General features: G+C 55.6%; 23 protein-coding genes. 18 read left to right on the top strand and 5 right to left on the bottom strand.

Going from position 1 to position 23535, the window contains the following annotated elements; translation table 11 throughout:
* Positions 1–35 precede the first annotated feature (35 nt).
* From mutL to FA92_RS15495, 12 genes are all read left to right on the top strand, one after another.
* Positions 36–1895 (top strand): DNA mismatch repair endonuclease MutL, encoded by a 1860-nt coding sequence (gene mutL / locus FA92_RS15550; protein ID WP_033784113.1) that lies wholly within the window; start codon positions 36–38, stop codon positions 1893–1895.
* Positions 1888–2838: a tRNA (adenosine(37)-N6)-dimethylallyltransferase MiaA gene (miaA, locus tag FA92_RS15545; protein WP_013359182.1), complete on the top strand. Its 951-nt coding sequence runs from the start codon at positions 1888–1890 to the stop codon at positions 2836–2838. The genes mutL and miaA overlap by 8 nt, the downstream gene beginning before the upstream one ends.
* Before the next feature lie 104 nt (positions 2839–2942).
* Positions 2943–3254 carry an RNA chaperone Hfq gene (gene hfq / locus FA92_RS15540; RefSeq protein ID WP_009087468.1) on the top strand — a complete coding sequence of 104 codons (312 nt, stop codon included), beginning with the start codon at positions 2943–2945 and terminating at the stop codon, positions 3252–3254.
* Between the two features lie 72 nt (positions 3255–3326).
* Entirely contained in the window at positions 3327–4607 is a 1281-nt protein-coding gene (gene hflX / locus FA92_RS15535; protein ID WP_013359181.1) for a ribosome rescue GTPase HflX, read from the top strand.
* Between the two features lie 227 nt (positions 4608–4834).
* Positions 4835–6073, top strand: coding sequence for an FtsH protease activity modulator HflK (gene hflK / locus FA92_RS15530; RefSeq protein WP_013359180.1), 1239 nt, complete (start codon positions 4835–4837; stop codon positions 6071–6073).
* A gap of 3 nt (positions 6074–6076) precedes the next feature.
* A complete protein-coding gene (gene hflC / locus FA92_RS15525) occupies positions 6077–7081 on the top strand; it encodes a protease modulator HflC (protein ID WP_013359179.1) in 1005 nt (334 codons plus the stop codon).
* Between the two features lie 56 nt (positions 7082–7137).
* Positions 7138–7338, top strand: coding sequence for a DUF2065 domain-containing protein (locus FA92_RS15520; protein ID WP_010256126.1), 201 nt, complete (start codon positions 7138–7140; stop codon positions 7336–7338).
* 166 nt (positions 7339–7504) lie between these two features.
* Positions 7505–8803, top strand: a complete 1299-nt coding sequence (locus FA92_RS15515; protein ID WP_013359178.1) for an adenylosuccinate synthase — start codon at positions 7505–7507, stop codon at positions 8801–8803.
* A 218-nt stretch (positions 8804–9021) separates the two neighbouring features.
* Complete coding sequence (nsrR, locus tag FA92_RS15510) at positions 9022–9465, top strand: nitric oxide-sensing transcriptional repressor NsrR (RefSeq protein ID WP_013359177.1); 444 nt, start codon at positions 9022–9024, stop codon at positions 9463–9465.
* A gap of 16 nt (positions 9466–9481) precedes the next feature.
* Complete coding sequence (gene rnr, locus FA92_RS15505) at positions 9482–11977, top strand: ribonuclease R (RefSeq protein WP_033784112.1); 2496 nt, start codon at positions 9482–9484, stop codon at positions 11975–11977.
* 81 nt (positions 11978–12058) lie between these two features.
* Complete coding sequence (gene rlmB, locus FA92_RS15500; protein ID WP_033734044.1) at positions 12059–12793, top strand: 23S rRNA (guanosine(2251)-2'-O)-methyltransferase RlmB; 735 nt, start codon at positions 12059–12061, stop codon at positions 12791–12793.
* A 220-nt stretch (positions 12794–13013) separates the two neighbouring features.
* On the top strand, positions 13014–14642 hold the full coding sequence (locus FA92_RS15495; RefSeq protein WP_033784111.1) for an isovaleryl-CoA dehydrogenase: 1629 nt from the start codon (positions 13014–13016) through the stop codon (positions 14640–14642).
* On the opposite strand, the gene bsmA is transcribed toward FA92_RS15495, so the two are convergent.
* Positions 14616–14942 carry a biofilm peroxide resistance protein BsmA gene (gene bsmA / locus FA92_RS15490; RefSeq protein ID WP_013359173.1) on the bottom strand — a complete coding sequence of 109 codons (327 nt, stop codon included), beginning with the start codon at positions 14940–14942 and terminating at the stop codon, positions 14616–14618. The genes FA92_RS15495 and bsmA overlap by 27 nt on opposite strands.
* A gap of 56 nt (positions 14943–14998) precedes the next feature.
* On the bottom strand, positions 14999–16930 hold the full coding sequence (locus tag FA92_RS15485; RefSeq protein WP_033784110.1) for a methyl-accepting chemotaxis protein: 1932 nt from the start codon (positions 16928–16930) through the stop codon (positions 14999–15001).
* 159 nt (positions 16931–17089) lie between these two features.
* Between FA92_RS15485 and yjfP the strand changes: the two genes are divergently transcribed.
* Complete coding sequence (yjfP, locus tag FA92_RS15480) at positions 17090–17839, top strand: esterase (RefSeq protein ID WP_033784109.1); 750 nt, start codon at positions 17090–17092, stop codon at positions 17837–17839.
* Between the two features lie 49 nt (positions 17840–17888).
* Here yjfP and FA92_RS15475 read toward each other — a convergent pair whose 3' ends face one another.
* Positions 17889–18095: a hypothetical protein gene (locus FA92_RS15475; protein WP_013359170.1), complete on the bottom strand. Its 207-nt coding sequence runs from the start codon at positions 18093–18095 to the stop codon at positions 17889–17891.
* Between the two features lie 404 nt (positions 18096–18499).
* Between FA92_RS15475 and rpsF the strand changes: the two genes are divergently transcribed.
* Genes rpsF through rplI form a run of 4 tightly spaced genes read left to right on the top strand, consistent with a single transcriptional unit; the run spans position 18500 to position 19940 of the window.
* Entirely contained in the window at positions 18500–18895 is a 396-nt protein-coding gene (rpsF, locus tag FA92_RS15470) for a 30S ribosomal protein S6 (protein WP_003855334.1), read from the top strand.
* A gap of 6 nt (positions 18896–18901) precedes the next feature.
* Positions 18902–19219, top strand: a complete 318-nt coding sequence (priB, locus tag FA92_RS15465) for a primosomal replication protein N (protein WP_013359169.1) — start codon at positions 18902–18904, stop codon at positions 19217–19219.
* Between the two features lie 4 nt (positions 19220–19223).
* Entirely contained in the window at positions 19224–19451 is a 228-nt protein-coding gene (gene rpsR / locus FA92_RS15460) for a 30S ribosomal protein S18 (protein ID WP_002210155.1), read from the top strand.
* Positions 19452–19490: 39 nt separating this feature from the next.
* Complete coding sequence (rplI, locus tag FA92_RS15455; protein WP_003855506.1) at positions 19491–19940, top strand: 50S ribosomal protein L9; 450 nt, start codon at positions 19491–19493, stop codon at positions 19938–19940.
* Between the two features lie 82 nt (positions 19941–20022).
* On the opposite strand, the gene FA92_RS15450 is transcribed toward rplI, so the two are convergent.
* On the bottom strand, positions 20023–20700 hold the full coding sequence (locus tag FA92_RS15450) for a LysM-like peptidoglycan-binding domain-containing protein (RefSeq protein ID WP_156105718.1): 678 nt from the start codon (positions 20698–20700) through the stop codon (positions 20023–20025).
* A 220-nt stretch (positions 20701–20920) separates the two neighbouring features.
* Between FA92_RS15450 and fklB the strand changes: the two genes are divergently transcribed.
* On the top strand, positions 20921–21541 hold the full coding sequence (fklB, locus tag FA92_RS15445; RefSeq protein ID WP_010256433.1) for an FKBP-type peptidyl-prolyl cis-trans isomerase: 621 nt from the start codon (positions 20921–20923) through the stop codon (positions 21539–21541).
* 45 nt (positions 21542–21586) lie between these two features.
* Here fklB and FA92_RS15440 read toward each other — a convergent pair whose 3' ends face one another.
* A complete protein-coding gene (locus tag FA92_RS15440) occupies positions 21587–23530 on the bottom strand; it encodes a bifunctional 2',3'-cyclic-nucleotide 2'-phosphodiesterase/3'-nucleotidase (RefSeq protein ID WP_033784108.1) in 1944 nt (647 codons plus the stop codon).
* Between the last annotated feature and the right edge of the window lie 5 nt (positions 23531–23535).

Below are 23535 nucleotides of genomic sequence, written 5' to 3'. Positions count from 1 at the left end.
GCCACTGCGCCGGGCTGCCAGCTAAAAGGAAAATCATGCCGATTCAAATTTTACCACCCCAGCTGGCTAACCAGATTGCGGCGGGTGAAGTGGTTGAGCGTCCTGCCTCCGTGGTTAAAGAGCTGGTGGAGAATAGCCTGGATGCCGGCGCGACGCGCATTGACGTTGATATTGAAAAGGGCGGCGCAAAGCTCATCCGCATTCGTGACAACGGCTGCGGCATCGTGAAAAGCGAGCTGTCGATGGCACTTGCCCGACACGCAACCAGTAAAATAGCCTCACTGGATGACCTGGAAGCGATCATGAGCCTGGGTTTTCGCGGTGAAGCGCTGGCCAGTATCAGTTCTGTGTCCCGCCTGACACTCACCTCACGCACCGCCGATCAAACTGAAGCCTGGCAGGCCTATGCAGAAGGGCGTGATATGGCGGTAACGGTTAAACCGGCGGCACATCCCTGCGGTACCACGCTGGAAGTACTGGACCTGTTTTATAATACGCCGGCACGCCGCAAATTTATGCGCACCGAAAAAACGGAGTTCGGTCATATCGACGAGGTCATTCGCCGTATTGCCCTGGCACGTTTCGACGTGGCACTGTCGCTGAGCCACAACGGTAAAATGATGCGTCAGTATCGGGCCGTCAGCGAGGAGAGCCAGCGCGAACGGCGACTGGCTTCTATCTGCGGCACCACGTTTATGCAGCATGCGCTGCGCATCGACTGGCAGCATGACGACCTCTCGCTGCGCGGCTGGGTTGCCGACCCTGCCGGTTCGCGTCAGGTCACCGATCTGCAGTATTGCTATGTGAATGGCCGGATGATGCGCGATAAGCTGATTAACCACGCTATCCGCCAGGCATTCCAGACCCAGCTTCAGGATGACCAGCAGCCCGCTTATGTGCTCTATCTGGAGATTGACCCGCATCAGGTTGATGTCAACGTCCATCCGGCTAAGCATGAAGTACGGTTTCATCAGTCACGCCTGGTGCATGATTTTATCTATCAGGGTGTGGTCAGCGCATTACAGGCGATGGCGGCACCGAACTTACCTGCGCTTCAGGCAGAAGAGCCCGCACCGCGCTGGCAGCCGGAAAACCGTCAGGCAGCAGGCGGTAATCATTTTGCGCAGCCTGCGGCGTCTGCCAGCGAGAAGAAATCAGCAGCATCCGGGCGTGAAACACAGCCTGCACAGGCCTGGCAGAACAAAGAGAATGTGTATCGTCAGCGTGAAGGGGCGGTTTATCAGCAGTTACTGAAAACCCCTGTCAGCACGTCATCACCGACAAAAGCCCGCGAGCCGATAGCGCGTCAGGCCGAAAGACCTTCGCCACTGGCCGCGCATGCTCAAAGTTTTGGCCGTGTACTGACCGTGTTGCACAATCATTTTGCACTGCTGGAGCAGGATCAGACATTAATGCTGATGGCGTTGCCGGTGGCGGCGCGCTGGCTGAAACAGGCGCAGCTTGAACCAGGCGAAGAGGGACTTAAACCGCAGCCATTGCTGATCCCGGTGCGCCTGAAAGTCGCCCAGGAAGAACGACAGGCGGCAAAAGAAAATAGCAGCCTGCTCAATCAGATGGGCATTGAACTTCAGCCCGAAGGAGACCACGTGACGTTGCGCGCGGTGCCTTTACCGTTACGAACACAAAATTTACAAATCTTGATTCCTGAGCTGTTAGGCTATCTCGCCCGGCAGCAGGAGAATTCTGCGACGCAACTGGCCCAGTGGCTGGCGCGGCGTCAGGAAACAGAGTCCTCTGACTGGAATCACTCACAGGCGATCAACCTGCTGGCAGAGCTTGAACGGCTTTGCCCTCAGTTGCTGAAATCGCCGCCTTCAGGCTTATTACAGCCCATAGAGATTGAGAGCGCGGTCAACGCGTTGAAGCATGAGTGAACTAAACCAGGCTGGCCGGCCAAAGGCTATTTTTTTGATGGGACCCACGGCGTCTGGCAAAACGGCTTTAGCAATTGAATTGCGTAAGCAGTTACCAGTGGAACTAATCAGCGTAGATTCTGCCTTAATCTATCGTCAGATGGATATTGGCACGGCGAAACCGTCGGCTGAGGAGTTAGCAGTGGCACCCCATCGTCTGCTCGACATCCGCGACCCCGCAGAAGCTTATTCGGCAGCGGAGTTCCGGCGGGATGCTTTAGCAGAAATGGCGGATATCGTTGAAGCCGGACGAATACCGTTGCTTGTTGGTGGAACCATGCTCTACTTCAAGGCGTTACTTGAAGGATTGTCGCCGTTGCCCTCGGCCGATCCCGACGTTCGTCAGCGGATAGAGCAAACGGCGCGTGAAAAAGGCTGGGAAGCTTTACACCGCCAGCTGTGTGAAATCGACCCGGTTGCCGGCAGTCGTATTCATCCGAATGATCCGCAGAGACTTTCGCGAGCACTGGAAGTTTTTTTTATTTCGGGTAAAACTTTAACGGAACTGACAAAAACATCCGGTGAAGCGTTACCCTACGACGTGCAACAGTTTGCCATCGCCCCCGCGAGCCGCGAATTGCTGCACCAGCGCATCGCGTTGCGTTTTGAGCAGATGTTGGCGTCAGGATTTGAAGCGGAGTCTCGGGCCCTGTTTGCACGAGGTGATTTGCATACGGACATGCCTTCCATTCGTTGTGTTGGTTATCGTCAGATGTGGTCTTATTTGTCGGGCGAAATCGATTACAGCGAGATGGTTTATCGGGGAATTTGCGCAACCCGGCAGCTTGCTAAGCGACAGATGACCTGGTTACGCGGTTGGGAAAATGTTCACTGGCTTGACAGTGACGAGCCCCGGCTGGCGCGTGATACAGTGTTACAGGTTCTTAGTGCGAAGCATGGGTGATTGTGTACAATTGATGGGTTATCGTGCGCAAATTTTTACGCAGTTTTTTTCAGAACCATAGGTTCTACTAGCAACAAACAACAAGCATATAAGGAAAAGATAGAATGGCTAAGGGGCAATCATTACAAGACCCGTTTTTGAACGCATTGCGTCGTGAACGTGTTCCGGTTTCGATTTATCTGGTTAACGGTATTAAGCTGCAGGGTCAGATTGAGTCATTTGATCAGTTCGTCATTTTGTTGAAAAACACGGTAAGCCAGATGGTTTATAAGCACGCCATTTCTACCGTTGTTCCTTCGCGCCCGGTTTCTCACCATAGCAATAATACCGGTGGCGGCAGCAACAATTACCATCATGGTGGCAGCAACACATCTGCGCAGCCACAGCCACAACAAGACGGTGATAACGCAGAATAACGCGTCGCCGTACAGCCAGGAACGGAGAACAGAGGTTTTCCGTCCTGGTCTTTTATTTAGCGAGGTTATAGCTTGTTTGACCGTTATGATGCCGGTGAGCAGGCCGTACTGGTACACATCTGGTTCTCCCAAGACAAAGAAGTAGAAGATTTACAGGAGTTTGAAACTCTGGTCTCTTCTGCTGGCGTTGAGGCGCTGCAAGTGGTTACTGGCAGCCGTAAAGCGCCACACCCCAAGTATTTTGTCGGTGAAGGAAAAGCCGTTGAAATTGCCGATGCGGTAAAAACAACTGGAGCATCGGTCGTATTATTCGATCATGCCCTTACGCCCGCTCAGGAAAGAAACCTCGAGCGCCTGTGCGAATGCCGTGTCATTGATCGCACTGGTCTTATTCTGGATATTTTTGCTCAACGCGCGCGTACCCACGAAGGTAAATTGCAGGTTGAGCTGGCGCAGCTACGTCACCTTGCGACACGTCTGGTACGTGGCTGGACGCACCTTGAACGTCAGAAAGGCGGGATCGGCTTGCGTGGCCCGGGTGAAACACAGTTAGAAACCGACCGCCGTCTTCTGCGCGGACGTATCAGTCAGATCCTGTCTCGTCTTGAGCGGGTTGAAAAACAGCGTGAGCAGGGACGACAGTCTCGTGCTAAAGCGGATGTGCCAACTGTTTCGCTGGTGGGTTACACCAACGCCGGCAAGTCGACCCTCTTTAACGCTATGACCTCTGCCAACGTCTTTGCCGCAGACCAGCTGTTTGCGACACTTGACCCCACACTGCGTCGTCTGAATGTTGCCGATGTCGGAGACGTGGTTCTGGCGGACACGGTCGGCTTTATTCGCCATCTTCCTCACGATCTGGTTGCCGCATTTAAAGCCACGCTGCAGGAGACACGTCAGGCGACGCTGTTACTGCACGTGATTGATGGTGCCGATCTTCGCGTTACGGAAAATATCGCCGCCGTTGATGCCGTACTGGAAGAGATTGAAGCGGACGAAATTCCGACCTTACTGGTCATGAATAAAATCGATATGCTCGACGGATTCGAACCGCGTATCGATCGCAACGAAGAGAACCTGCCCATCCGCGTCTGGCTTTCCGCCCAGACCGGTGCAGGCATTCCGTTGCTGTGGCAGGCTTTGTCCGAGCGCCTGTCAGGGGAAATTGCCCAGCACGCGTTACGTCTGCCACCGGAGGCGGGGCGACTTCGCAGCCGTTTCTATCAGTTGCAGGCGATTGAGAAAGAGTGGAATGAAGAGGACGGCAGTGTAGGATTGCAGATACGTATGCCCATCATTGAGTGGATGCGTTTATGTAAACAGGAACCGTCGCTGACCAGTTACATTGTTTGATATTGCCCAAACGCATTTACCTTAAAAATTGAAGATTGTCGCACTTTCGTTGCAGGCCTGAATACGCAGGATTTACCCGGGTATTTCGGATTTCAGCAAGGCGGCAACTGAGTGAATCCCCGGGCGCTTACGCAGGTAAGTGAATGGGATGAGCGAAGGCAGCCAGTACCGCTGCAATCCGAAAGATGAAGGGTAAAAACCGTAATTACAATAAATGGAGTAGAGACATGGCGTGGAATCAGCCCGGAAATAACGGACAGGACCGCGACCCGTGGGGAAGCAGCAATAATCAAGGCGGCAACTCTGGGGGAAATAAGGGAGGACGGGAATCCGGGCCTCCTGATCTGGATGATATCTTCCGTAAGCTGAGCAAGAAGCTTGGTGGACTGGGCGGTGGCAAACAGAGCGACAACGGTCAGCGCGGCTCCGGCAGCGGTGGCAAAATCGTTGGCATCGTGGCTGTTGCTGCTGTAGTCATCTGGGCTGCAAGCGGTTTCTACACCATCAAAGAAGCGGAACGTGGCGTGGTAACGCGCTTCGGTAAGTTCAGTCACCTGGTTGAGCCCGGTCTGAACTGGAAACCGACATTTGTTGATCAGGTACGCGCGGTTAACGTTGAAGCAGTGCGTGAACTGGCGGCTTCTGGCGTGATGCTGACCTCAGATGAAAACGTCGTGCGCGTGGAAATGAACGTGCAGTATCGCGTGACCGATCCGGAACGTTATCTTTATGCCGTGACCAGCGCGGATGACAGCCTGCGCCAGGCCACTGACAGTGCGCTGCGCGGCGTGATTGGTCGTTCTACCATGGACCGCATTCTGACCGAAGGCCGTACCGTGGTGCGTAGCGACACCCAGCGTGAAATCGATGAAACAATTCGCCCTTACAACATGGGGATCGCGGTGCTGGACGTCAACTTCCAGGCTGCCCGTCCGCCGGAAGAGGTGAAGTCTGCATTTGATGATGCGATTGCCGCACGTGAAAACCGCGAACAGTATGTTCGTGAAGCAGAAGCTTACGCCAACGAAGTTCAGCCTCGTGCTAATGGCCAGGCGCAACGTATTCTGGAAGAAGCGCGCGCTTACAAAGAGCGTACCGTTCTGGAAGCACAGGGTGAAGTGGCGCGTTTCGCCAAGATTCTGCCGGAGTATAAAGCCGCGCCTGAAATCACCAAAGAGCGTCTCTATATCGAGACCATGGAACGTGTGCTGAGCCATACCCGCAAAGTACTGGTTAACGATCGGGGTAACAACCTGATGATGCTGCCGCTGGATCAGCTGATGCGTGGCGGTCAGGCGACATCGGGTCAGAATGGTCAGAAAGGCGGTAACAGTTCTTCGCTGCCAGCCACCTCCGATCGCAACGCCAGCCGCAATGACACGTCGTCATACAGTCCGGACAATATTATGGATCAGCGTCGGGCGAATGCTCAGCGCAGCGACAGCCAGCGCGAAGGGAGAGAGTAATCGATGCGTAAGCCAATAGTATTTTTAATCATTGTCGTGCTGGTGGCGCTCTATGCGTCGCTGTTTGTGGTGCAGGAAGGGCAGCGGGGCATTGTTCTGCGCTTCGGTAAAGTCCTGCGCGACGGCGAAAATAAACCCCAGGTGTTTGAGCCGGGTCTGCATTTTAAGATCCCTTTCCTGGAAACGGTTAAAACGCTGGATGCACGCATTCAGACTATGGATAACCAGGCCGATCGCTTCGTCACCAAAGAGAAGAAAGATCTGATCGTGGACTCCTACATCAAATGGCGTATCAGCGATTTCAGTCGCTACTACCTGGCAACCGGTGGCGGTGATGTTTCTCAGGCAGAAGTGCTGCTGAAACGTAAGTTCAGTGACCGTTTGCGTTCTGAAATGGGTCGTCTGGATGTGAAGGATATCGTCACAGATTCCCGTGGTCGCCTGACCACCGATGTGCGTGACGCGCTGAATACCGGTTCTGCGGGCAGCGATGATGAAATCGCCACGCCTGCGGCTGATGATGCGATTGCCAGCGCAGCAGCCCGTGTAGAGCGTGAAACCAACAGCAGCGAGCCAGCGCCGAATCCGAACAGCATGGCAGCACTGGGTATTCAGGTTGTGGATGTGCGCATCAAGCAGATCAACCTGCCGACCGAAGTGTCCGATGCAATCTTCAACCGTATGCGTGCTGAGCGTGAAGCCGTAGCGCGTAGTCAGCGTTCACAGGGTCAGGAAGAGGCAGAAAAACTGCGTGCTCAGGCCGATTATCAGGTGACGCGTACGTTGGCTGAAGCCCAGCGTGAAGCCCTGATCACTCGCGGTGACGGTGATGCAGAAACGGCGCGGTTGTTTGCGGATTCGTTCAGCAAAGATCCTGACTTCTACGCCTTTATTCGTAGCCTGCGTGCCTATGAAAACAGCTTTAATGAAAATCAGGATGTGATGGTGTTAAGCCCGGATAGCGACTTCTTCCGATATATGAAGGCGCCCTCTAACGCGACACGTTAAGAACTGATATAACCTGTGGGCCGACAATGTTGTCGGCCTTTTTTTTGGGTAGCAAGATGAAAACAAGCATCTGGATGGCACTGGCGCTGGTATTAGTGCTGGAAGGGTTGGGACCGATGTTTATGCCACGCGCCTGGCGACGCATGATCCTGACGATGACCCGCTTACCCGACCGTCTGCTGCATCGCTTTGGCGGCGGACTGGTGGTCGCGGGCATGGTGATTTACTGCATGCTCAGCCTGCATGGCAACCTCTGATACCAGGGTTAAGACCGGCTAAATTGTGCCTCTTCGCGCCATTATCCCCAACATGTTGTAGTGATCAAAACTCAGGCAAAAAAGCGCGCAATCGTATGCTAAAAGTGCTGAAAACCATGGGATCAGATGGTAGAATCCTTTTTTAAGCAATCGGTGATTTTGAGAAATGGGTAAGAACGTCGTCGTACTGGGCACCCAATGGGGTGACGAAGGTAAAGGTAAGATTGTAGACCTTCTGACTGAGCGCGCGAATTACGTTGTGCGTTATCAAGGCGGCCACAATGCGGGCCACACGCTTGTCATCAACGGTGAAAAAACCGTCCTCCACCTGATCCCCTCTGGCATTCTGCGCGATAACGTCACCAGCATTATCGGTAACGGCGTAGTGCTTTCTCCTGAAGCCTTAATGAAAGAGATGAAAGGCCTGGAAGCGCGCGGGATCCCGGTACGTGAACGTCTGCTGATTTCTGAAGCCTGTCCGCTGATTCTGCAATATCACGTTGCGATGGATATGGCGCGTGAACGTGCCCGTGGTGCCAAAGCGATTGGTACTACCGGTCGTGGCATCGGTCCTGCTTATGAAGACAAAGTCGCCCGTCGTGCACTGCGCGTCAGCGATCTGTTCAACAAAGAAACCTTTGCTGCCAAGCTGAAAGAAGTGGTCGATTTCTACAACTTCCAGCTGGTTGAGTACTACAAAGAGCCGGCAGTGGACTTCGACAAAGTGCTGAGCGATGTGATGGAAGTTGCTGACATCCTCACTGGCATGGTGGTTGACGTTTCAGAACTGCTGGACAGCGCGCGTAAGCGTGGCGATCTGATTATGTTTGAAGGCGCGCAGGGTACGCTGCTGGATATCGATCACGGAACTTATCCGTACGTGACGTCGTCCAACACGACCGCAGGTGGCGTGGCAACCGGCTCAGGCATTGGTCCGCGCTATGTCGACTACGTGCTGGGTATTGTGAAAGCGTACTCAACCCGCGTGGGCGCAGGTCCGTTCCCGACTGAGCTGTTCGATGAAACCGGCGAATTCCTCTGTGCGCAGGGCAATGAGTTTGGTGCGACCACCGGACGTCGTCGTCGTACCGGCTGGCTGGATGCGGTCGCGGTTCGCCGCGCGGTTCAGATCAACTCCCTGTCAGGTTTCTGCATGACCAAACTGGACGTGCTGGATGGCCTGAAAGAGGTGAAAATCTGTGTTGCTTACCGTATGCCTGATGGCCGTGAAGTGACTACTACGCCACTGGCGGCAGAGAACTGGGAAGGCATTGAGCCGATCTACGAAACCCTGCCAGGCTGGAGCGAGACTACATTTGGCGTGAAGACGCTGGAAGGTTTGCCTCAGGCTGCACGCGACTACATTAAGCGTGTAGAAGAGGTAACGGGTGTGCCGATTGATATTATCTCAACCGGTCCAGACCGCAGTGAAACGATGATTCTGCGCGATCCATTCGACGCATAATCATTCAGGCCGGACGCTGTCCGGCCCTTGTTTTTCCACTCTTTGATGCCACTTTACCTCCCTTCGCTTGTCAAACCTTGTGCTGGCTTAAAAAAACGCACGGCAAATCAGACTCTGGTTTATCATCGTAGCTAATCGAATGACGATCCGATTTAATTCTGACATCAATCACAGGGCGAATAATGCAATGCCACGCCTGAAGGTTCACTGAGGTTACTGTGCAGCTCACGAGTTTTACTGATTATGGCTTACGGGCGCTGATTTATCTGGCAGCGTTGCCTGAAGGTCAGCAAACCAATATTACGGAAGTGACAAATACCTATGGTTTGTCCCGTAATCATATGGTCAAAATCATCAATCAGCTGAGCCGTGCGGGCTACGTTGCCGCAACACGTGGAAAAAATGGGGGCATTCGCCTGGGTATGCCGCCTCGTCAGATTGTTATTGGCGACGTGGTACGCAAGATGGAACCGCTACAATTAGTGGATTGCGCCTCCTGTTCCATCACACCAGCCTGCCGTCTGAAGCAGGCACTGCACGATGCAGTGCAGCGCTTTTTGCAGGAGCTGGATAGCTATACGCTGGCAGATTTGGTCGAAGGAAATACACCACTTTATGAAATCATCCTTTCCAAATCGCCGGCGGAAATAAATATTAAATGACATCGGAGGAACCGCTATGTCAAAAGATCCTTTTCAGGATAGAGAAGCTGAAAAATACGAAAACCCTATTCCAAGCCGTGAATTTATTCTGGCGCTGTTAGAAAAACGTGAAAAACCAGCCAGCCGTGAAGAGCTGGCTGAAGAGATGAACCTGCACGAAGAAGAGCACCTTGAGGCGCTGCGTCGCCGCCTTCGCGCCATGGAGCGTGATGGTCAGCTGGTGTTCACCCGCCGTCAATGCTATGCGCTGCCAGAACGTCTTGATCTCCTGCGCGGTAAAGTCATTGGCCACCGTGATGGCTACGGCTTCCTGCGGGCAGAAGGTCAGAAAGATGACCTTTACCTCTCCGCAGAGCAGATGAAATTCTGTATGCATGGTGACGTAATCCTGGCGCAGCCGCTGGGTGCCGATCGCAAAGGCCGCCGCGAAGCGCGCGTGGTCCGCGTGCAGGAACCACGTAACAATCAGATCGTTGGCCGCTACTTTACCGATGCCGGTGCCGGCTTCGTGGTACCGGACGACAGTCGCCTGAGTTTTGATATCCTCATCCCGCCTGAAGAGACGATGAATGCCCGCATGGGTTCCGTGGTGGTGGTTGAGCTGGTCCAGCGTCCGAACCGCCGCACCAAAGCGATCGGTAAAGTGGCTGAGATTCTGGGCGATGACATGGGCACCAGCCTGGCCGTTGATATGGCGCTGCGTACCCATGAAATTCCGCACACCTGGCCGCCAGAAGTGGAAGCTCAGGTCAGCAAGCTGAAAGAAGAAGTCCCGGAAGAGGCCAAAAAAGGCCGCGTCGATCTGCGCAAACTGCCGCTGGTCACCATTGATGGTGAAGATGCCCGTGACTTTGATGATGCGGTCTACTGCGAGAAAAAACGCGGTGGCGGATGGCGTCTGTGGGTCGCTATCGCCGATGTGAGCTATTACGTCCGTCCTGGCACGCCACTGGATGACGAAGCGCATCAGCGCGGCACCTCAGTCTACTTCCCGTCGCAGGTTGTGCCGATGCTGCCGGAAGTGCTGTCGAATGGCTTATGCTCGCTTAACCCGCAGGTCGATCGACTCTGTATGGTGTGCGAGATGACCATTTCGACCAAAGGTAAGCTCACCGGCTTTAAGCATTACGAAGCGGTGATGAACTCCCATGCGCGTCTGACCTACAACAAAGTCTGGAACATCCTGCAGGGCGACAAAGAGCTGCGTCAGCAGTATGCACCGCTGGTCAAAGATCTTGAAGAGCTGCACAACCTCTACCAGGTACTGGACGCTGCACGTGAAGAGCGCGGCGGTATCTCGTTTGAAACGGAAGAGGCGAAGTTCATCTTCAACGCCGAGCGCCGTATTGAACGGGTTGAGCGCACGTCACGTAATGACGCCCACAAGCTGATCGAAGAGTGCATGATCCTGGCGAACATCGCCTCAGCACGCTTCGTTGAGAAAAATCAGGAACCGGCACTGTTCCGCGATCACGATCGCCCGACCGATGAGAGCATCAAGAGCTTCCGTACCGTGCTCAACGAACTGGGATTGACTCTGCCAGGCGGCAACAAACCGCAGCCTGTGGATTATGCGGCGCTGCTGAAGCAGGTTGCCGATCGTCCTGATGCAGAAATGCTGCAAACCATGCTGCTGCGTTCGATGAAGCAGGCGGTATACGATCCGGAAAACCGCGGTCACTTTGGTCTGGCACTCTCATCGTATGCGCACTTTACTTCGCCAATTCGCCGCTACCCGGATCTGACGCTGCACCGCGCCATTAAATATCTGCTGGCAAAAGAGCAGGATGAAGGTAAAGGTCTGGTACAACGCGCCATCAAATATCTGATGCCGAAGGAGCGCAATGTCGCCAAAGATATGACGACAGCAACCGGCGGCTATCACTACGAGATGCCGGAGATGCTGCAGCTGGGTCTGCACTGTTCCCTGACCGAGCGTCGCGCCGATGAAGCAACCCGCGACGTCGCGGACTGGCTCAAGTGTGACTTCATGCAGGATCAGGTCGGCAATGTCTTCAACGGCGTCATCTCCAGCGTGACCGGATTTGGCTTCTTTGTCCGCCTGAGCGATCTGTTCATCGATGGTCTGGTGCACGTTTCAACCCTCGACAACGATTACTACCGTTTTGACCCGGTAGGTCAGCGTCTGATCGGTGAATCGGGCGGCCGCACCTATCGTCTGGGTGACACCGTTGAAGTGCGTGTCGAGGCGGTCCATATGGACGAGCGTAAAATCGACTTTGCTCTTATCTCCAGCCAGCGTCAGGTGCGTGGTGAAGGTAAAACTGCGCGTGATCGGGCGAAGCGTGAAGACAACGCGCCAGCTAAGCGTCGTCGTAACGTGAACAAAAAGTCCAACTTCGAGCCGGATGCTGCATTCCGGGGTGACAGGGGCAAACCTGCCGCCGCCAATACCGAGAAAAAAAGTAAAAACGTCTCGGAAAAAACCCGTAAAATCGCCGCCGCCACCCGGGCGAAGCGCGCCAGAAAAAAAGCTGAGCCTGAAGGCTGAGCGTAACAGGATGCGCGTACCCGCCCTTTCTCTCCGCAGAAAGGGCGGTCATTTATTCATTTCCAACCACTGAGCAGATCGATGAGCGAAATTATTTTTGGTATCCATGCCGTGCAGGCGCTGCTGGAACGTGATCCACAACGTTTCCAGGAAGTCTTTATCCTCAAAGGCCGCGACGATCGTCGCCTGCAACCCGTGGTCGCCGCGCTGGAAGCTCAGGGGATCGTGATTCAGCTGGCCGAGCGTAAGTGGCTCGACAGCCAGGTTGAAGGCGGTGTGCATCAGGGCATCGTGGCGCGGGTAAAACCGGGTCGTCAGTATCAGGAAGGCGACCTGCCGGATCTGCTGCAGAGCCTGGAGAAGCCTTTCCTGCTGGTGCTGGATGGGGTTACCGATCCGCACAACCTGGGTGCCTGCCTGCGCAGCGCCGATGCGGCGGGTGTTCATGCGATTATTGTGCCGAAAGATCGCTCTGCTCCCCTGAATGCCACGGCCAAAAAAGTGGCCAGCGGTGCGGCAGAGAATGTGCCGCTGATTCGCGTTACTAACCTTGCGCGTACACTGCGCCTGCTGCAGGAGTACAACATCTGGGTGGTCGGCACCGCAGGGGAAGCGGATCATACCGTCTTCCAGAGCAAAATGACCGGTCCGATGGCACTGGTGATGGGTGCGGAAGGCGAAGGCATGCGTCGTCTGACCCGCGAGCATTGTGATGAGCTGATCAGCATTCCGATGGCGGGCAGTGTTTCTTCACTCAACGTCTCGGTCGCAACCGGTGTCTGCCTGTTTGAAGCGGTGCGTCAGCGCAACGCCTGATCCCCGATGTGATCCTCGCCACAAATTAGTTTCTGTACCAGGCATAACTGCGCGTCATTCGTATATACCCAAAGGATTTCGGGTTGCATTGAGGCGGCAAGAGAACGAATCCCGATGAGCTTACATGAGTAAGTGATTCGGGTGAGTGAACGCAGCCAACAAAAATGCAGCTTGAAAGACGACGGGTATACTTAGTGAGTGACATCCGCGAGGAGTGGTTATGACCTGGACAACACACACCGTTTTTAATCAGCCCCATCCTCTGAGCAACAGTAACCTGTTCCTGTCCGACACGCCGCTTGGCGAGGCACTGTCACGCGAAGGCGCCGGATGGGATGGGGAATGGCTGGCGTCAGTCGGCCGCCAGCTGGGCAGCGCCGAGTCGCTGGAGCTGGGGCGGCTCGCCAATGCTGAACCGCCTGAACTGCTGCGCTACGATGCCCGTGGCGTGCGCCTGGATGAGGTTCGCTTTCATCCTGCCTGGCACCTGCTGATGCAGGGCGTCTGCGCCAGTCGTCTGCACAATCTCAGCTGGCAACCGACGGTGCGTGAACAGGCCAGCGTAGCGCGCGCTGCACGCTTTATTCTGCACGCACAGGTAGATGCGGGTACGCTCTGCCCGGTGACCATGACGCACGCCGCCATTCCGCTGCTGCAGGCTTATCTGCCCGCCGCGTTTGAAAGCTGGCTCGATCCGCTGCTCAGCGATCGCTACGACACGCACGCACAACCCGGCGACCAGAAACGCGGATTGCTGATCGGGATGGGCATGACAGAAAAGCAGGGCGGCAGCGATCTGCTTACCAGCACCACCCGTGCCGAGCCGCTGGGCGCACGAGGCCCGGGTGAAGCCTGGCGGCTGACCGGCCACAAGTGGTTTTTCTCAGCGCCGCAGAGTGATGCGCATCTGGTCCTGGCCCAGACGCCCGAGGGACTAAGCTGCTTTTTCCTGCCGCGCCTGTTGCCCGACGGGTCACGTAACGCCATCCAGCTTGAGCAGCTCAAAGATAAGCTGGGCAATCGCTCAAATGCCAGTTGCGAAGTGGAGTTTCGCGACGCGACCGGCTGGCTGCTGGGGGAGGAGGGCGAAGGCGTACGGCTGATCCTGAAAATGGCCGGTATGACGCGCTTTGACTGCGCGCTCGGCAGTCATGGTCAGATGCGGCGCGCCTTCTCGGTGGCGCTCTGGCATGCTCATCAGCGTCAGGTCATGGGGAAAAATCTGGTGGATCAGCCGCTAATGCGGCAGGTTCTGGCACAGCAGGCGCTGCAGCTTGAGGGGCAAACTGCCCTGCTGATGCGTCTGGCTCGTGCCTGGTCACAACCGGCCAAACCGCATGAGGTCGCCTTTGCCCGCTTATTCACGCCAGCGGCAAAATATGTGATTTGCAAAGCGGGTGCGCCGTTTGTGGCGGAATCGATGGAAGTGCTGGGGGGCATCGGCTACTGCGAAGCGAGTGAGCTGCCGCGCCTCTATCGTGACATGCCGGTCAACAGCATCTGGGAAGGATCGGGCAATGTAATGTGTCTTGATGTGCTGCGCGTACTCAGCCGCCATGCAGAGGTGACCGAGATGCTGAGTCAGGAGTTTGAGGCGGTAAAAGGGAGTAATCGGCATTTCGATACGCGCTGGCGTCAGCTGCGATTGAGGCTCAAGAACGTTCCCGAAGAGCAGGCGCGCGACATCACCCACACGCTGCTGCAGCTGGCGACAGGCGCTCAGCTACTGAAATACAGTGAGCCACCCCTGGCTGATGCGTGGTGCCAGCAGTGGCTCGACCAGCGCGGTTCGCACCCGTCTGAGGCTGCAGTGACTGACCGGTTACTGGCCCGTGCCTGTGGCCGGTGAGGCACCGTACAGAATCGCGCTGGCGTACCATAAACCGGGCATCACCGTTTCGCTCAGCATCACAATTTGATAGTAAGCCGCGCCAGCCTGATTAGCCTGAGCGGCGATGGCCCGCTGGGCATCATCCGGTGAGCCATGCACGTTAACGGTAATGTTACCCAGCTTCGGCAAACCGCCACTCTGTGCCCGTGAAATCTCCTGCGCCTGTTGGGTTGGCGCAGGCGGGGCTTTGGGCGTGGTTTCAAGCGCAGAACAGCCTGCCAGCAACAGACTTATTATCAGTAAGTAAGCGGAACGCATAGCAAAACCCCTGTTCAGGACGAAATAGTAAGTGTATGTCATCGTCCTGAATGACGTCAGGATTTAAGGCTGAAAACGCTGACCAGTTGGGTCAGGTGATGCCCTTTATCACTCAGGTTCTGTGCGCTGTTTTCTGCCTGTGCCACCAGTTCGCTGTTCTGATGGGTCGCCTGGCTGATCTGGTTCATCGCCAGATTCACCTGGCCGATACCCGCCGCCTGCTCCTGTGCTGCCACGTTGATCTCGCCCATCAGCGCCTGCACCTGTTCGATGTGGGTCACAATGTCGGTCATCGCATCGCGCGTCTGCTCAGAGAGCTGGTGGCCCTCCGCCACATTGGTGATGGAGGTGGCAATCAGTCCATCTATCTCCTTGGCGGCCTGCGCGGAACGCTGTGCCAGCGCACGCACTTCTGCGGCCACCACGGCAAAGCCACGGCCCTGTTCACCGGCTCGGGCCGCTTCAACGGCCGCATTCAGGGCCAGAATATTGGTCTGGAAGGCGATCGACTCAATCACATGGGTGATATCCGCAATGCTTTGCGATGACACCTTAATGGCTGACATGGTGTTGACCGAGCGCACCACCGTCTGGCTGCCATGACTGACGATATCGCTGGCTTCGGCCACCAGTGACATCGCCTGACGCAGGCTGTCAGCAGTGTGTTCGACCGTGGCACCAAACTGCTCCATGCTGGCTGAGGTCTGCTCCACGCTGCTGGCCTGACGTCCGATCTGCTCGCTGATGTTATGGCTGCTGGCCGCGATGGTGTCCGTGCCGTCGCTGATCTCCTGCGCTGCGCCACGCACCTGGCCGACGATTTTTTCCAGCCCATCGCCAATGCCGTTAATCGCAATAATCAACTGACCGACTTCATCACGACGGCGGGTATCCATATGGACCTGCAGATTTCCGGCGGCATACTGCTCCGCCAGATGGATCACCTGCTGCAGCGGACGGGTAATCGCCCGACGGCTGTACCAGACAAAGCCCAGCGCGAAGATCACTACCAGAATCAGTCCGGTAATCAGGAACAGGTTACGGCTGTGGGTAATCGGGGCGAGCAGGCTGGCACGGTTAACTTCACCGGTAATCACCCAGTTCCAGCCCGGCAACTGCTGCCATGCCAGCATCTGCTGCTCGCCGTTAATCTCCACCTGCTGCATGCCCTGCGACTGCGTCAGCAGCGGCTGCAGTGTCGCGTTATCCCAGTCTGGCCGTTTCCCTTCGCTGTGCTGATCGAACAGATACTCGCCCTGATTCTTGCCGGGCGTGCCGTTGAGCACATAGAAATGGCCGCTGTCGCCCAGCCGGCGCGCCAGAATCTTCTCGCGCATCAGGGCATACTGCTTATCAATGCCTACGCCGACAAACAGGATGGCAACGACCTTGCCACTCTCATCTTTTACCGGCTGATACTGGGTGATGTAGCGATGGCCAAACAGTGTCGCCAGCCCCTGATAGACTTCGCCCTGATGAACGCTTTTCCAAGCGGCACCAGCGCGGTCAAGCTGCGTACCAATCGCGCGGCTGCCATCCTGCTTTTTCAGGGAGGTGGAAATACGGATAAAATCGTCGCCGTCGCGCACAAAAATGGTCGCCACGGCGGCGGTACGTTCGGTGAAATCGTCTACGGCGCTCTGGTCGAGGTTCAGCGTTTTTAACCCGGCGCGCAGCACGGGCGTCGAAAAGGCACCGACCTGCACCCGCGAGCTTTCATCCAGGCTAAAGCGCTTAGGCAGAAAGCTGGTAAAGAGGCTGGTGTAATGAGACACCTCTTCGGTGAGAGTGGCATTGAACATCGTGACCATTTCACTGATGCCCTGCACCTGATTGTGCATGTCATCAATGGCGAGATTTTCCAGCTGGCGCGAGGCGTTGTGGCTTTGAGTCAGTGTCAGTACCAGCAACAGCAGCGCTACGCTGAGAGACGTCAGTACAGACAGCTTAACTCCGAGACTCAGTCCGCTGAGAGAGAGACGCTTCATAAATTACCTTTGATCAAGTTAGGGGAATACACGATCAACGGCACGCTGCGGAAAAAGTTTAGCGTGGAAAAGCATAACTAAGCGCAGCGGGGAATTTCGCAAATTAACCCGCAGAACGTACACTTGAACGGCACGCCTTGCCCCTGCTCAGGAGAGACCATGATTGAACTCACCACAGAAACGCTGGCTGGTATCGAATGCCTGCATGCTACGCCTGCCGGACAGCGGCATCAGCCACTGCCGACCATACTGTTTTATCACGGCTTCACCTCATCAAAAGAGGTCTACGCCTACTTCGCCGTTGCGCTGGCGCAGGCGGGATTTCGGGCAGTTATGCCGGATGCCGAGCTGCACGGCGCGCGTTATCACGGTGACGCCGAAGCACGCCTGGGGCGCTTCTGGGAGATTCTGAAGCAGAACATTGATGAGCTGCCGCTGCTGGAGACTGCGCTGCATAATAAGAGTCTGATCGCTGACGGACATTTCGCGGTGGCGGGTGCGTCAATGGGCGGCATGACGGCGCTGGGTGCGATGGCACGTTATCCGCAGATTCAGAGCGTCGCCTGCATGATGGGATCGGGCTATTTTATGCAGCTCAGCGAGTCGCTGTTTCCGCCGCTGATGGCTGACACGCCGGAGCAAAAGGCGCAGTTTGCGGCCCGCATGGCCCCGCTGGCGGACTATGATCCCTGCAACCATCTGGAGGCACTGGCAAACCGTCCGCTGCTGCTGTGGCATGGCGAGGCGGATGAGGTGGTGCCCTGGGCGGAGAGCGTACGACTGGAGCGCACACTGCGTGAAAACGGGCTGGCGCAGCATCTGACCTCACTGTCAGAAAAGCAGATTGGGCATAAGATCACCCCATCCGCCTTAACGGCGCTGGTCAGATTTTTTAAAAATAAGCTTTAAACAATGAACGGGCGGAGAAGGACTCTGCCGCCCGTAAACTTACCGGCCCTTACCAGTGTGCAGACGATTTTTCTGCTGTTCTGGCAGGTGCATTAACCGGGTTTCTTTCCGGCGTATCCAGCCGGTTAACGTAGACATAACCCGATGCCGCTTCGCTGCTGTGACTTCTCATCTGCTGCGCACAGTCAGCATAGCTGGCAAGAGCGGGTGGAGACAGGAAGAGACCCAGTAAAGTGGCGATGACGAACGTTTTCATGCCCGACTCCTCACTTCAGGGAACACACTCTGAATGACGCCACTAAGCGAACCGTCGCGTCTTTATTCAGTTTAGCGACTGAGCATATTATCGCCAGATCGTTCCTCTGAACCTTTCTGTCAGCGTTTTTGAACAAAGCGGTATTAACCCGCTGTATTCACATCATTAGCACAAAAAGCCACGGTATCTGGCACGCTGCCGGCAATTTGTTTAAATGTGCGCTTGAGTTCAGGGGCCGTCGCCAGTATGATTACGCGTCAATTTTTCAGCCGCATTCTCAGGCTGTGTCCCACAAGCGCTCGTCACAGCGAACCTTTGTGGGACACAGCCTATAACGTTCCTTGCTTCCATGGGCCGCGGTTGACCCCGACAGGAGGCTGAATAATCCGTAAGGAGCAATTTCGATGCGTCATTACGAAATCGTATTTATGGTTCATCCTGACCAGAGCGAACAGGTTCCTGGCATGATCGAGCGTTACACTGGTGCTATCACTGGTGCAGAAGGCACGATTCACCGTCTGGAAGACTGGGGCCGCCGTCAGCTGGCTTACCCGATCAACAAACTGCACAAAGCGCATTACGTTCTGATGAACGTTGAAGCGCCGCAGGAAGCGATCGATGAGCTGGAAACGAACTTCCGCTTCAACGACGCCGTTATCCGTAGCATGGTTATGCGCGTTAAAAACGCGGTAACTGAAGCATCGCCGATGGTTAAAGCGAAAGATGAGCGTCGTGATCGTCGCGAAGATTTTGCTAACGAATCCGCTGATGAGTCAGATGCTGGGGATTCTGAAGAGTAATCCATCGTGACGGTCAATCGGCTTCGCCTGTCTGGCACTGTGTGCAGGACACCGGTTCGAAGAGTTAGCCCGTCAGGAATTCCTCACTGTCAGTTCGTGCTTGAGCACCGCTCAGTGCAGGAGGAGGCCGGGTTTCACCGGCAAGCCTGGTGTCGTATGCCTGTTATTATTAGCGGCAGCGCCCATCAGGTGATTACTCAACATATAACGGTCGGCACGCAACTCACACTCGACGGTTTCATTAGTTGCCATCAGGCACGAAATGGCCAGAGCAAAGTGGTGTTCCATGCCGAGCAGATTGAATTGATAGATTCTGGAGACTAGCCTAATGGCACGTTATTTCCGTCGTCGCAAGTTCTGCCGTTTCACCGCGGAAGGCGTTGTTGAGATCGATTACAAAGACATCGCAACGTTGAAAAACTACATTACCGAAAGCGGTAAAATTGTCCCGAGCCGTATCACCGGTACTCGTGCAAAATACCAGCGTCAGTTGGCTCGCTGCATCAAGCGCGCGCGTTACCTGTCTCTGCTGCCGTACACTGATCGTCATCAGTAATCGGCAACTGTCCATTAACGACTTTAAGAGGATAAGGTAATGCAAGTTATTCTGCTTGATAAAGTAGCAAACCTTGGCACCCTGGGTGATCAGGTTAACGTTAAAGCGGGCTACGCTCGTAACTTCTTAGTACCACAGGGCAAAGCTGTTCCTGCTACTAAGAAAAACGTTGAGTTCTTCGAAGCACGCCGTGCTGAACTGGAAGCCAAACTGGCTGACGTTCAGTCTGCAGCAACTGCTCGCGCTGAGAAAATCAATGCACTGGGCACGGTAACCATCACGTCTAAAGCAGGCGATGAAGGTAAACTGTTCGGTTCAATCGGTACCCGCGACATCGCTGATGCAGTGACTGCAGCAGGGGTTGAAGTGGCTAAGAGCGAAGTTCGTCTGCCAAACGGCGTTCTGCGCACTACCGGTGAGCATGAAGTAAGCTTCCAGGTTCACAGCGAAGTCTTCGCTAAACTGAACGTGAAAGTTGTTGCTGGTTAATCCTGATTAACTGAGCACGACATTAACGCCGGCCCTGTGCCGGCGTTTTTGTTTTTATGCCTTTCTCCAGGCACTGTTCGCGTTACTGCGCGCGAATAAAGCTGCCATCGGGCTGACGGGTAAACAGCACCGGGCCGTTAGCGCCATCCACGGTCAGTCCTGTTACCACGCCCTGCGCATCCTGACGGATTTTAACCTGCTGGCCACTTTTCAGTGTGCTGAGCGGCTGATCGCTGCCTTCCACCCGCGCCATCGCAAACACATCATTGACCGGCAGACTATTGTCACGAAACAGCTGCGCCAGCGTCTGACCGGATGCAATGGTCAGGTTACGCCATTCCCCCTGAGAATCGGCTTTTGGCGTCTGCTGAGATTGCGAGGATGAAGGCTGACGGGTACCGTTGTTTTCATAAATATCCGCCTGCATCGGCACCTCTTTCTCAGCCTGCGGTGCGACAGGCTGCTCAACCGGATAGCGCAATGTACTGGCGGGCCAGAGAAACGCCACCAGCATCACCAGCAGAGCGGCAACGATGCCCCGACGGTGCGGCGCAGGCAGCGGGTCCATCCAGCGAATGTGGTCGGTAAAATGCCAGATACGCTGAAGCCATGTCGGCAGGCGGGATGACGCGTCTGAAGCCATTCGGGGTTTCTCCTCTCCGGCAGGCTGCTGTGGCCTGCGTGCGGCCAGCCAGCTCTGCAGCCGGGATACAATATGTTGTGCACGCATCCTGCGGCGTCGTGGGGCAATCTGGCCCATGTTTGCTCTCTTATTCAGGTGCTACAGACGGGATGATCCCCATCGATAGTTATAGTATGGGCAATACCGGCGCGAAGTGCCTGCCAGCATTGATAAATTTGACGGCTCTATTGTTTCTCTTTCCCCCGCAAAAGTCATCTGCGACGCAGGGCATTTTACGCCAGCGGCCTGCGCTGCTATGCTGCCGGTTCGAATTTATCCGAGAGTGAAAGGAACGAAGATGACTACCCCTTCTTTCGACAGCGTCGAAGCACAAGCAAGTTACGGTATTGGTTTACAGGTTGGCCAGCAGTTGCTGGAATCTGGTCTGCAGGGTCTGCAACCAGAAGCACTGCTCGCGGGTCTGCGCGACGCGCTGGAAGGGAACTCACCGGCCGTACCGGTTGACGTGGTTCATCGCGCACTGCGTGAAGTACACGAACGTGCGGAAGGCGTACGTCGTGAGCGTACCGAAGCCATGGCAGCAGAAGGTCAGGCGTTCCTGCAGGAACATGCGCAGCGTGAAGGCGTGAGCAGCACCGAATCAGGCCTGCAGTTCAGCGTGATTACTCAGGGCGAAGGTCCAATCCCATCACGTCAGGACCGCGTACGCGTTCACTACACCGGCAAACTGATCGACGGCAGCGTATTCGACAGTTCGGTTGCCCGTGGCGAACCGGCAGAATTCCCGGTCAGCGGTGTTATCCCTGGCTGGATCGAAGCACTGACTCTGATGCCGGTTGGCTCAAAATGGGAACTGGTCATCCCACAGAACCTCGCGTATGGCGAGCGCGGTGCGGGTGCCTCTATCCCGCCATTCAGCACCCTGATCTTCGAAGTTGAGCTGCTGGAAATTCTGTAATACCCGGACGCTGCAACCAACCCGGTTGCAGCGTCTTCTCCCGCCTTATTTCTGCTGTAAATTCACCTGCCACAGCGCAAAGCCAATCGCGTCTGTCCCTTTGGGCTGAAGCGGATATTGTGCATGCTGCTGAATAAAGCCGGTCGCCTTATCACCCGGTGCCGTTTCAAACTGAATATCGAGCGGGGTGGATGAGGTAATCGGTGCCAGACGCCAGTTATTGTCCGCCTTCGGCTGCACTTCACCGTGTGCTTTGGTTTCCGCGCTGATATAAGCCGCAACCACTGCCCGGTTCTCGTCCGGCGAAGCAAAGGCAATGTATTTATCCCCGGTGCCAGCAAACTTGCCGCCGTAAGCGCGATAGTTATTGGTCGCGACCAGGAAAATGGCCTGCGGATCGACGGGCTTACCCTGCCAGGTGAGCTGACGGATACGTGAAGCATCCGGGTGGATCAGCTGACACTCCGCATCGTAGCGCGCAGGCTGGGTCACATCGATCTGGTAATTTACCCCATCAATGACGTCGAAGTTATAGGTGCGGAAATCCCAGTTGATCAACGACTGCGTTTTGCTGCTGTGCGGATCGATCTGGTTAAACTGGCCCGCCGAACACTCCAGCCACTCTTTGACCTGTGCGCCCGTGACTTTCATCACCACCAGCGTATTGGGATAAAGATAAAGGTCGGCGGCGTTACGGAAGGTCAGCGCGCCTTTCTCCACTTCGGTGTAGCTCGATGGGTCGTTTTTACGTCCGCCCGCTTTAAACGGCGCAGCAGCAGAGAGCACCGGCAGTCGGCCCAGATCCGGATCGCCCTGAATAAAGTGCTCTACGTAGGCGCGCTGCGCATTATTGACGATCTGCACGGTCGGGTCGTCCTGCACCAGCGACAGATAGCTGTACATCACATCGGCGGACTTACCGATCGGCTTCGCCACAAACTCCCGCGTCGCGCGGTGATCGTCAGCGAGCACTTGCACCAGCGCCGGATCTTCCGCCGCCAGCGATTTCTTCGCGGCGATATCATAAATCGGCCGCGCCTGCGCTTTGCCGCTGCTTACCTGCCAGTGTCCATCTTGATTGCTCAGCACCAGATCGACCACGCCCAGGTGATCGCCCCACATGCCTGGCATCACCGCCGGAATGCCGTTCAGCGTGCCGTTAGCAATGTCCGCACCCTTAATGGCGGCGAACTCCTCACTGGGGAAGACCGCATGTGCATGACCAAACAGGATGGCGTTGATGCCTTCCACCTGGCTGAGATAGTAAACTGAGTTCTCCGCCATCGTGTGATACGGCTCGCTGCTCAGGCCGGAGTGAGGGATAGCGATAATCAGATCGGCACCCTGCGCGCGCATCTCAGGCACATAACGGCGTGCCGTTTCGGTGATGTCATCGACCCGCACCTTGCCCTGCAGGTTGGCTTTATCCCACACCATGATCTGCGGCGGCACAAAGCCGATATAGCCAATCTTCAGGGTCTGTGTTTTGCCGTCGCGATCAACCACCGTGGTGGATTTGATGATGTATGGGGTAAACAGCGGTTTGCCGCTCTTCACGTCAATCACGTTGGCATTTACATAAGGAAAGCGGGCGCCTGCCAGCGCTTTTTTCAGGTAGGGCAGGCCATAATTGAATTCATGATTACCGAGGTTGCCGACGCTGTAATCCAGCGTATTGAGCGCCTTATAGACCGGATGGATCTCGCCCTCACGTAATCCTTTGGCCGCCATATAATCACCCAGCGGGCTGCCCTGGATGATGTCACCGTTATCGACCAGCAGACTGTTCTTCACCTCCTGGCGCGCGGCGTGAATCAGCGTGGCGGTTCGCACCAGGCCAAACTTCGCGGTTGGGGTGTCTTTGTAATAGTCGAAATCCATCATATTGCTATGCAGATCGGTGGTTTCCAGTATCCGCAAATCTACCGTTGCGGCCTGGGTTGCGACGGAAACGCTCAGGGCCAGTAACATCATTCCGGGCTTAAACATGCTTG

Source organism: Pantoea sp. 9140 (assembly GCF_000745295.1).
GTDB lineage: Bacteria > Pseudomonadota > Gammaproteobacteria > Enterobacterales > Enterobacteriaceae > Pantoea > Pantoea vagans.
This window is presented reverse-complemented; position numbering and strand designations above follow the sequence as displayed.